The sequence below is a fragment of the Streptomyces alkaliphilus genome, from assembly GCF_014141535.1.
In the GTDB taxonomy this organism is placed as follows: Bacteria; Actinomycetota; Actinomycetes; order Streptomycetales; family Streptomycetaceae; genus Streptomyces; species Streptomyces alkaliphilus.
The window spans coordinates 1-9,522 of the sequence record NZ_VKHT01000087.1 but is presented as its reverse complement, the minus strand read 5'-3'; the positions used below and the strand labels follow the sequence as shown (position 1 = coordinate 9,522).

The 9,522-nt window shown below is 71.4% G+C and carries 11 protein-coding genes; 9 read left to right on the top strand and 2 right to left on the bottom strand.

The window, feature by feature from the left end:
- On the bottom strand, nucleotides 1-817 hold an 817-nt coding region (locus FNQ90_RS28380; RefSeq protein ID WP_323379786.1), incomplete at its 3' end, for a hypothetical protein.
- On the opposite strand from FNQ90_RS28380, the gene FNQ90_RS28375 reads away from it, so the two are divergent.
- Together FNQ90_RS28375 and FNQ90_RS05190 are read left to right on the top strand one after the other, a co-directional pair.
- A complete protein-coding gene (locus FNQ90_RS28375) occupies nucleotides 756-1,277 on the top strand; it encodes a cytochrome P450 (RefSeq protein WP_323379785.1) in 522 nt (173 codons plus the stop codon). The two genes, FNQ90_RS28380 and FNQ90_RS28375, sit on opposite strands and share 62 nt — an antisense overlap.
- Nucleotides 1,274-1,777 carry a hypothetical protein gene (locus tag FNQ90_RS05190; RefSeq protein WP_182605177.1) on the top strand — a complete coding sequence of 168 codons (504 nt, stop codon included), beginning with the start codon at nucleotides 1,274-1,276 and terminating at the stop codon, nucleotides 1,775-1,777. The genes FNQ90_RS28375 and FNQ90_RS05190 overlap by 4 nt, the downstream gene beginning before the upstream one ends.
- 146 nt (nucleotides 1,778-1,923) lie before the next feature.
- Here the strand turns inward: FNQ90_RS05190 and FNQ90_RS05185 are convergent, their stop codons facing one another.
- Nucleotides 1,924-2,145: a DUF397 domain-containing protein gene (locus FNQ90_RS05185; RefSeq protein ID WP_182605176.1), complete on the bottom strand. Its 222-nt coding sequence runs from the start codon at nucleotides 2,143-2,145 to the stop codon at nucleotides 1,924-1,926.
- 263 nt (nucleotides 2,146-2,408) lie between these two features.
- Here FNQ90_RS05185 and FNQ90_RS05180 point away from each other — a divergent pair, with 263 nt between their 5' ends.
- From FNQ90_RS05180 to FNQ90_RS05150, 7 genes are read left to right on the top strand one after another with little or no spacing between them, the layout of a single operon-like run.
- Entirely contained in the window at nucleotides 2,409-3,848 is a 1,440-nt protein-coding gene (locus tag FNQ90_RS05180) for a protoporphyrinogen/coproporphyrinogen oxidase (protein ID WP_182605175.1), read from the top strand.
- Nucleotides 3,845-4,930 carry a hypothetical protein gene (locus FNQ90_RS05175; RefSeq protein ID WP_182605174.1) on the top strand — a complete coding sequence of 362 codons (1,086 nt, stop codon included), beginning with the start codon at nucleotides 3,845-3,847 and terminating at the stop codon, nucleotides 4,928-4,930. Before FNQ90_RS05180 ends, FNQ90_RS05175 begins: the two co-directional genes overlap by 4 nt.
- The gene (locus tag FNQ90_RS28030) at nucleotides 4,927-5,487 is read left to right on the top strand and encodes a P-loop NTPase family protein (RefSeq protein WP_323379784.1); all 561 of its coding nucleotides are present in this window, start codon (nucleotides 4,927-4,929) and stop codon (nucleotides 5,485-5,487) included. The genes FNQ90_RS05175 and FNQ90_RS28030 overlap by 4 nt, the downstream gene beginning before the upstream one ends.
- Nucleotides 5,484-6,503: a glycosyltransferase family 4 protein gene (locus tag FNQ90_RS05165; RefSeq protein WP_182605173.1), complete on the top strand. Its 1,020-nt coding sequence runs from the start codon at nucleotides 5,484-5,486 to the stop codon at nucleotides 6,501-6,503. Before FNQ90_RS28030 ends, FNQ90_RS05165 begins: the two co-directional genes overlap by 4 nt.
- Nucleotides 6,500-8,092 (top strand): hypothetical protein, encoded by a 1,593-nt coding sequence (locus tag FNQ90_RS05160; protein WP_182605172.1) that lies wholly within the window; start codon nucleotides 6,500-6,502, stop codon nucleotides 8,090-8,092. Before FNQ90_RS05165 ends, FNQ90_RS05160 begins: the two co-directional genes overlap by 4 nt.
- 34 nt (nucleotides 8,093-8,126) lie before the next feature.
- Complete coding sequence (locus FNQ90_RS05155) at nucleotides 8,127-8,597, top strand: NUDIX domain-containing protein (protein ID WP_182605171.1); 471 nt, start codon at nucleotides 8,127-8,129, stop codon at nucleotides 8,595-8,597.
- A gap of 4 nt (nucleotides 8,598-8,601) precedes the next feature.
- Nucleotides 8,602-9,384, top strand: a complete 783-nt coding sequence (locus tag FNQ90_RS05150) for a phosphotransferase family protein (protein WP_182605170.1) — start codon at nucleotides 8,602-8,604, stop codon at nucleotides 9,382-9,384.
- The last annotated feature ends 138 nt before the right edge of the window (nucleotides 9,385-9,522 follow it).

The following is a 9,522-nucleotide window of genomic DNA, read 5'->3' as shown; positions in this document are numbered from 1 at the left end:
CCCCCGCACACCCACCCACCGCAGATGGAGGCCCGACATGGAAACCGAACCCCGCGTCCCCGTCCTCGACCCCACCGGTGCCGACCGACAGGCGGAAGCCGCGCACCTCCGCACCCGGGGGCCGGCGACGCCGGTGGAACTTCCCGGTGGCGTTCAGGCGTGGTCGGTGACCCACCACGACCTCATCAAACAGCTCACCGTCGACCGGCGCGTCTCCCGCGACCCGCGCTGTCACTGGCCCGCGCTCGCCGATGTCCCCCGGGACTGGCCTCTGAACGTCTGGGTCCGCGTGACCAGCGCCTTCACCTCCTACGGCGCCGAACACCGCCGGCTGCGCAAACTCATCTCCGTCGCGTTCACCCCACACCGCACCCGCGAGATGCGCCCCAAGGTCGAAGCGATCGTCGCCGCCCTCATGGACCACCTGGTCACCGCCGCCGAGTCGGGCCTGCCCGTCGACCTGCGGGCCCACTTCGCCCATCCCATCCCCACCGAGGTGATCTGCGACCTGTTCGGCGTCCCGGAGGACATGCGTCCCGAGACCCGTCGTGTCATTGACGCGGCCCTCGACACCGCCGCGACACCCGAACAGGCCGCGGCCGACTTCACCGACCTCCTCACCTGCATGAGCGCGCTCGTCACCACCAAGAGGGCCCGCCCGGGCCCGGACATGACCAGCGACCTCATCGCCGCCCGCGACGGCAGCGACCAGCTCGACGAAGAGCAGTTGATCTCCATTCTCATCCTGATGATCGGTGCCGGGTCCGAGACGGCCGTCAACCTCATCACCGAGGCGACTCTCGCTCTCCTCACACACCCCGACCACCGCGCCGCGCTCGCCGACGGAACGATCACCCGGGAAGACGTCATCGAGGAGACCCTGCGCCGGCAGAGCCCCATCATGCACATGCCGCTGCGTTACGCCGTGGAGGACATCGACCTCGGCGACGGCGTGCTCATCCGCCGGGGGGGAGGCGATCCTTCTCGCCTTCGGCGCGGCCGGCCGCGACCCGGCTCTCCACGGGGCCACAGCCGACGACTTCGACCCGACACGCGCCGACAAGGAGCACCTCGCCTTCGGGCACGGCGTCCACTACTGCCTCGGCGCACCGCTGGCACGCATGGAGGCCGACATCGCGCTGCGCTCCCTCTTCGCGCGTTTCCCCCACATGCGCCTGGCCGTGCCCCGAACGGAGCTTCGGCCCCAGCAGTCCTTCATAGCCAACAGCCACCAGGAGCTGCCCGTCATCCTCGATCCCACCGTGAGGCCCCGATGAGACACCCCATTCCCTGGCCCGCCGCCGGCCCCGCGGCCCTGGCCTGCGGCAACACGTTCGACGCCGTACGCGTGGCGGAGCACCACGCCCGGGCAGTGATCAGTCGCCTGGAGGCCTTCGGCCTCGGACGCCGGGTGGGCGCCGTGCTCGCCCACCACGACCAGGTGTATTTCTTCGTTCCTCCCGCCCGGGACGACGCCGAGCCGTGGCCCGACCTCGTCCGTTACTGCGGCGCCGGGAGCTTCGTCACCGTCCCACCGCGACACCACACCCACCGGGGCCCCGGTGGTCTGCGTTGGCTGAAGGTGCCCGTCCTGTCCGACGAACCCTGCCTGAGTGAACCGCTCATCCTGCGCACCGCCCTGGAAGTCCTCCGGACCCACCTCCGTCCACGCGATGAGCCCTCGACCCCGCACCTGAAGGGGTCACCGCCTCCTGGCCCCCGCGGGCGTAGCACCCCCGACGGGACCATGCGACTGACGCCTCTCGTTGATACATGACAGCGATAGCTGTCACCAAGATCACCTACCGCCCGCAAGTCGAAGGACACCACTGCCGCTGATGGGGTGTCAGTGGGGGGTGAGATGCTGCGGGCGGTGGTCCTCCCCCGGTTCGCTCGGGGGAACACCACCGCCCTCTTCACCGATCAGAGTTCTCCACTCATCATGGCCCTCCGGAACATGCTCCACTCGGTGGCCGTGTACCGCAGCGGCTGCAGGTGGGGGTTCTTCGAGTCGCGGACGGCTGTGCCACCCCCGGGGAGGTCGTTGATCTCGACGCGGTTGTGCTCAGGACCGCTTTCCTCCGCCTTGCGCCAGCGGGCGACGGAGAGGTCGTGCTCGTACAGCTCCGCCTTCTGTTCGCTCACTTGCGGTGCCCTTCTCCCAACTTGGTGATCCGTGTGAGCGTGTCCTTCACCGACAGGGCCGCGACGCGGATGCGCTCGACCGCGTGGGCGAAGGGTCGCGCACCGTCGCCCTCGCCCCGTTCCCCGCCTACCTGAACGTTCGCCCCACGGCGGGCAGCGGCCCTGCTGCCTGCCGCACGCCTGAGCTGAATCGCGCCGCCACAACGCCGCCCAGCCCGTGGGCTGGGCGTGTCCACGTTGTCTGCCGATCGAAGGAGTGCACCATGCCCTGCCCCACGCACACACCGGACAGCGGCCGGATCGTCATACTCGGGGCCGGCCCATGCGGTCTGGCCTGCGCCGACGAACTGACTCGCCTCGGTCACCATGACTTCCTGCTGCTGGAAGCTGCCTCCGCGCCGGGTGGGCTCGCCTCCTCCGTGGTCGACGAGGCCGGCTTCACCTGGGACCTGGGCGGCCACGTGGTCTTCTCCCACTTCGGCGAATTCGACCGGCTGCTGACTGAACTCTTCGCCGACAAGGAACTGCTGCACCACGACCGTTCCTCCTACATCCGCTACCGCGAGGGATGGACGCCCTACCCCTTCCAGCAGCACCTCCATCACCTCCCACCGGAGGACGCCACGGCCTGCCTACGCGACCTCCTCACCACACGCCCCGCCGCCCACCGGGACTACGCAGCTCCGGCGGACTTCGCGACCTGGCTGGTCACGGTGTACGGCCGGGCCCTGGTGGACCGCTTCTTCGCCCCGTACAACACCAAGGTCTGGGCGACGCCGCTGGAAGACATGGGCTCGGCATGGGTGGCCGAGCGGGTGGCACCTGTCGATGTCGAAGAGATCCTCGCCGCGTTCCTCGGCACCGCGGCACCCGCGCACCGGTGGGGCCCGAACGCCACCTTCGCCTTCCCCGCGTGCGGCGGCACCGGCGAGATTTGGCGCCGGCTCGCCGCCCGCATCGACACCGGTCGCCTGCGGACCCGGGCCCGGGCGGTTGCCGTCGATCCGGCGGCTCGCGCCGTCACCCTCGACGGTGGCGAGGAGATCGGCTACGACCGCCTGGTGGCCACCGGACCGCTGGACCAGCTTGTCGCCATGACCTCCACCTGCCCGGCCCCGCTCCGGACCGCTGCGGGGAGCCTGCGGCACACCACCGTGGCCATGGTCGGCCTGGGCTACCGGACACCGACCACCGACGCCCGGTCCTGGCTGTACTTCCCGCAACCCGATGTGCCCTTCTACCGGGCCACGAACTTCGGCAAGTACGCGCCCGCCAACGTCCCCGGCGCCGCGGTGGACGCCTACAGCGCCTGGATGACCGAGACCTCCATCACCGCCGGCCAGGACCTTGACCGGGATGCTCTGGTCCACTCGTGCGACCGGGCACTTCGCCGTCAGGGTCTGGTGCCGGAGCAGGCACCGCTCGCCACCGCCCATGTCGAGGTGATTCCGTACGCCTATCCGGTACCCACCCTGGGGCGCGACGAGGCCTTGGCGCCGGTGATGCCCTGGATGGAAGAGCGCGGCATCTACCCCCGGGGCCGGTTCGGGACCTGGCGCTACGAGATCGGGAACATGGACCACGCGGTCAAGATGGGCATCGACATCGCCCGTCGCCTGGTGAACGGAACACGCGAGGAACTCCTCGCCGCCGCACCCTTGGTTCCCTCCGTCTCCGCAGCCCGGATGGAGTGCCGGTCATGACCGGCACGAAGACGGCCACGGCGCTGTTTGCCGGACACCGCTTCCACCTCGTCACCGACGCCGCCTTCGACGCCGTTCAAGCGCGGTACCTTCGGGCCTTCGTTCCCGGGCACCGGCTCGTCCCACCGTGCGGGGAGGAGACGGCGGTCCGGGTCCGCCGGGACGCAGCCCTCTTCGAGGACGGCATGGCCCGCGTCGCGGCCGCCGCTTCACTGACCGTGGTGCCCTTCCGCGGGGAGCCGTACCGCCGCTGCCGGATCGATGACGTCACATGGTGGTGGCCTGCCCCCGACACACACTTACCCCTCGACCACCTCTACGCCCGGGACGCGTCGGGCCGGCAGACGGTGCTGCTGAAACCCGGGGCCGAGCGCGGCGAGCGGTACCTGATGCGCGTCGTCCGCGAGATCGTCCTGCGGTGCTCCGAAAGCCGTGGCTGGACCTCCTTCCACGCTGCGGCTGCCGCCCTCGACGACCGCGGCGTGCTCATCGCCGCTCCCTCCCGGGCGGGCAAGACCACCGTGCTGACCGCGCTGGCCGCCCACCACGGGGCCGACCTGATCGCCTCCGACCGCGCCCTGGTGACCGCCGACGCGGGGATGGTGACCGGGGTGCCGATCTCAGTTCGGATCGGCGGGGGCACCCTGTCCGCACTGGCCCCGCGCGCGGACCTGCCGATCCCGCACACCGTCCCCGTAGCCTTCGGGAGCGGCCGCAAAGCAGCTCTGACTCCACGCGAGTTCGCCCGGGCCTTCTCCTGTCGCGTGCGGGAGACAGCGCCCCTACGGCTCGTTGTCGTACCCCGCCTCCGTGACGATGACCAGCCCTTGAGTAGCCGCACCCTCGATGCCGCGCGGGCCCGCACCCTCCTTGCCGCCGTGTGCTGCACCCCGTACGACGAGGACTGGCTCGAGCCATGGTTCGCCGTCCGGACCCGGCCCGTGGACGACCTGGCCGGCCAAGCGGCCGTCCTCATCGACAGCCTCGCCGCCACTGTGCCCGTCCTCAGGGTCACGGCCGGCGTGCACAGCCCCGGCCTCCTGGAGAAGATGGCCGCCACGGTAACGGGGAGGCTTACGTGACTCCCCGCCGCATAGCCCTGGTCGGACCAGTCGCCTCCGGCAAGTCGACGCTGGCCGCAGCGATCTCCGCCCACACCGGCCTGCCCCGCATCGACCTCGACGAGCTGTTCTGGGGACCGAACTGGACACCCCTGAAGACCCCCGTCTTCCACAAGGGCGTCCGCGACCGCCTCGCCGGACCGGCATGGATCGCGGATGGCAACTACGGCGGCGAGGTCGCCGAGATGCTCCTGGACCGCGCCGAGCTGGTCGTGTGGCTCGATCTGCCGCTGCGCGTGTGCCTGCCCCGTCTGGTCAACCGCTCGCTGCGCCGGGCCGCCACCGGCGAGGAACTGTTCGCCGGAAACCGGGAGTCCTACCGCCACCTGCTGGCTGCGGACTCCATCCTGCGCTGGGGACCGATGCACCACCACCGGCACCGCCGACGCTGGACCGCCCGCCTCCACCCCGACCACACGCCCGACCTGACGGTGGTGCGCCTGGACCGTCCCGCCGCCATCGCTCCGCAACTGCGCCGACTCGGCCTGCTGCCCGCCCAGGGAAGGGGACGTGCGTGATCGCCTCCGTCGTCCGCGTGCCCTGGCACACCACCCACGGCGGCTACGACCGCCTCCTGGACTACCTGCCCGAAGTGCGCCGCATCACCCCGCCCCGCCACCCGAGTGCGCGATGGGCCTTCACCGCCGCCCACCGCGTATTCGGCCCCCGCTGCCCGCTGCCGTTCTACCCGGCCGAGCACTTCGCCACCGACCTGCGTGTCCTCGCCTCCCGCCGGCCGGCGCACGTCCTGTATGGGGACGAGCAGTTCTGGTTCTCCGGCCATCGAACCGGCCCGACGGCCGTCACCTACCACCAGCCGCCCGACCAGCTCGCCCAACTGTTGCCGATCAAGGCGTGGCGGCATCTGGCTCCGCGGGCCGAGCAGGTCATCGTCCTCGATCCCCATCAGCAGGCGTTCTTCTGCGACCTGCTCCCGCCGGAGCGAGTGCACCTGGTGCCGCACGGCATCGACACCGCCGCCTTCTCCCCCGCCGACTCACCGTCGCGGCTCGGTCGGCCGCTGGTGCTGACCGTCGGCTGGTGGCTGCGCGACTTCCACACTCTCGACGCCGTGCATGATCTCCTGTACCGCCGCCACGGCCAGGGCATCGAGCTGACCGTCGTCACCCGGCAGACCGCCTCGCGTCCATGGCACCCGGCTGCCCGCATCCTGGAAGGGATCAGCGAACAGGAGCTGATCGCCCTCTACCGGCGGGCGGCGTTCCTGCTGTTGCCCCTGACCGGGGCGAGCGCCAACAACGCCCTGCTGGAAGCCTTCGCCTGTGGAACTCCGGCCGTCGTCACGGACATCGGCGGCATCCGGCACTACGTCGGCGAGCGCCCGGCCGCGGTCCTCGTCCCTCCCGGCGACGCTGCGGCTACCGCCGATGCCGCCGACAAGCTTCTCGCCGAGTCGGGCACCGCCGAGCACACCGTACGGCGTGCCGCCGCCCGCGCGCGGGCCGAGTCCTTCGCCTGGCCGCGGGTCGCTGACGACGTGCGCGCCGTCTACCGACTGCTGGGGGAAGCGTGAGTGCCATCGAGGTGTGGTTGGACATCGTGGTGCCGGTTCTCGTGACCGGGCTGCTGGCCCGCGCGCTATGGGCCGCCGTCGCGGTCGAGGCCAGCGCGCGGTGGCTGCTGGCCGCCCCCGCCCCCGCGCACCGCCCAGCCGACAGGGACGGACAGGCGCCGTGGCTGGTGGTGCTGCTGCCCATGCTCCGTGAACAGACTGTTGCCGCCGAGTCGATCGCGGCGTTCACCGGACTCGACTACCCCGCCGGCCGCGCGGCTGTCGTGGCCATCACCACCGAACGCGAGCACACGGCCCACGCCCGGCACCGCAGGCGCCTGCCGGAGCTCGCCGCGCTGCCCACGCTGACCGCAGCCGAGCTGCGGGGCCTGTTCCCCGCCTCGCGCTGCCGGCCCGTTGCCGAGACCGTGAAGGCCGCCCCGCGCAGCGAACGTCTGGTGGTGCTGACCAAGCTGTTCGACGCCGAGCCGAGCACCGCCGACATCGTGACCACCCTGACCGCCGGCCGCCCGGAAGGGCTGCCGCTGGTGCATCTGCACCAGCCGGATGTCGGCGGCCGGAAGCCCGGACAGCTCAACTTCGCCCTCGACCGCCTGCCCGACGTACTCGGGCCGCTCGGCTGGCGCGAGGACGCCCACGCCCGCGACACCTTCGTCCTGGTCTACGACGCCGACGCCGTCCCCGACCGGGCCACCCTGATCGCCTTCGCCGACGCCGTCGCCGAACACCATTCGTCTACCGGCCGGATGCCGGCACTGATCCAGCAACAGCGGCTCCCGCTGCTGGCCCGTCGTCCCTTCCCGCGCGGCCTTGCCGGCCTGTTGCTGACCGGGGAGTGGATCTACCAGCTGCGCCGTTCCCTCGGCATCGAGCTCGCCCGCGTACGCCTCCACCAGTGGCTCACCCGCTCCCGGGTCCCGGAACCGGCCCGGATGTGGCTGCGGCCGATGGTCTACGCCGTCGGTTGCGGCATGGCAGTCCACCTCCCCGCCCTGCGCCGGCTCAGCGGCTTCCCCGAACCGATGGAAGACCTCGGCACCGGACACCGCCTCTCCCTCCTCGGCGCCGACCTCGCCCCGTCCGCCGCCCTGGTTCTGGACGAGCCCTACACCGACACCACCGGAGTCACCAACCTCCACGCGCTCGCGTTCACCGCCTCCGCCCGCCCCGACCGCCATGCTCGAGCCATCGCCCACCTGCCCGGCGGCCTTTCCCGCCCGGCCAGGTACGCCTTGATACTGCGGGAGTGGGCTGACCAATCCGCCTGGCTCCTCGGCGCCCCGCTGCTGGCCGTCGTCGTGGCCGGCGCATGGTGGGCCGGTCCCCTGTGGGCCGGGCTCGCCGTCGTCGCTGTTCTGCTGCACGGTCCCGTCACCACCGCCCGGCTGCTCACCCTGGCACCGGTGCTGCACCGCCGCGTCACCCCACCCGCCACCATCGGGTCGCCACCGTGCTCTGCCGCGGCGCGGCCGATCACACTGGTGGCGGCCAGCCCTCTCCAGCCCTTCGTCCGGCTGGCCGGGCCCTGGCGGCTGATCTGGGCCAAGACCACCGGCCGCCGCCTCGGCTTCGGTAAGACTGAACGCTGAACACCAAACGCTCGATCACACGTGGGAGCTTCCTGTGGCTGAACCCGTTATCGCGACCGTCCGCAACGCGGCCAAGGCCGTCGTCCTGAACGATGGCCGTGTCCTGCTCCAGCGCGCCCATTGGGAGGGCCAGGACTGCTACTTTCTGCCCGGCGGCGGCCAGCACCCCGGCGAGACCCTCGGCGTCACGGTCCGCCGCGAGGTCCGCGAGGAGACCGGCCTGGACGTGACACCCGAGCGGCTGCTGTGGCTGCGCGAGTACATCGGCGCCAACCACGGCGGCGCCCCGGAAGACCACCGGGTCGAAGCGATCTTCCTGTGCCGACCCGAGGGCGATCCGGACAAGCTCGGCGGTCACGCCGAAGACGACGTGCAGACCGGCCTGGAATGGGTGGAGCTGGAGAAGGTGCCCGGCCTCAACCTGCTGCCCCACGGTCTGCGCCCCCTGATCGCCGACCTCGCCCACGGCGAGTCCCCCACCCGCTACCTCGGCGATCTCGCCTGACACCGTGGCCGGGATCGACGGTCGCGTCCCCGACGGCGCCACCGAAATCACCACCGGCCAGGTCAACCGCGTCTGGTACATCGGCGGACGCGAGGCGTATGTCCTCAAGCACTACAGCGACCCGGCCCGCGCCGCCAACGAGGCTGCCGCCCTCGCGCTCCTCACCCACCACCGCGCCCCCGGTCCCCGCCTGCTCGACGCCGACGTGAAGGGGCAGCCGGCCTGGACCGCGCAGAGCGCGGTCCAGGCACAACCCGTCCCCGCTGATCAGTTCCTGGATGACCTCGCCGGCCCGCTTGCCGCAGTCCACGCCATCGGCGGAACCCACTTCGGGCGTCTTGCCGGAGCGGCCCGTCATCCCACCTGGCGCGCCTACCTCCACGACCGCCTGAATCTGTACACCACCACAGCACCCGATCTCGCCACCGTCGCTGCAGCCCTTCGCCGAGACCTCGACCGGGTGAACCTCGACATCGAGCCACGGCTGCTCCACCACGACCTCCAGCCCGGGCACCTCGTCCGCACCACGGGCGGTCTGCGGTTCCTGCTGGACTGGGAACTCGCCGCCTTCGGCGACCCGATCTCCGACCGAGCCCGTCTCGCCGTACGCCTACGCCTGCCGTCCCCGCAGGCCCTGCCCGCCCACAGGGTTACCCCAGCCGACCGGCAGCGCCTGGACCTGTACTGGCGCCTCCACCTCCTCGCCGATGCGGCCCTGGCCACCGACCCGGCAGTCCGTGCTCACGCCCTGTCCTCACTGCTCGCCCACCCCGACCGTGCTTTATGACCTGCAGAGGGGAGTCTGTCAATCGAGCGGTGTAACGGGGGTGGTTGGTTAGTGGCGGGCTGTGGAGAGGCGGCCGTCGAAGGTGATGTCGAAGGCGTTCAGTGCGGTCTTCCAGCGGCTGGTCCAGCGGGCCTGTCC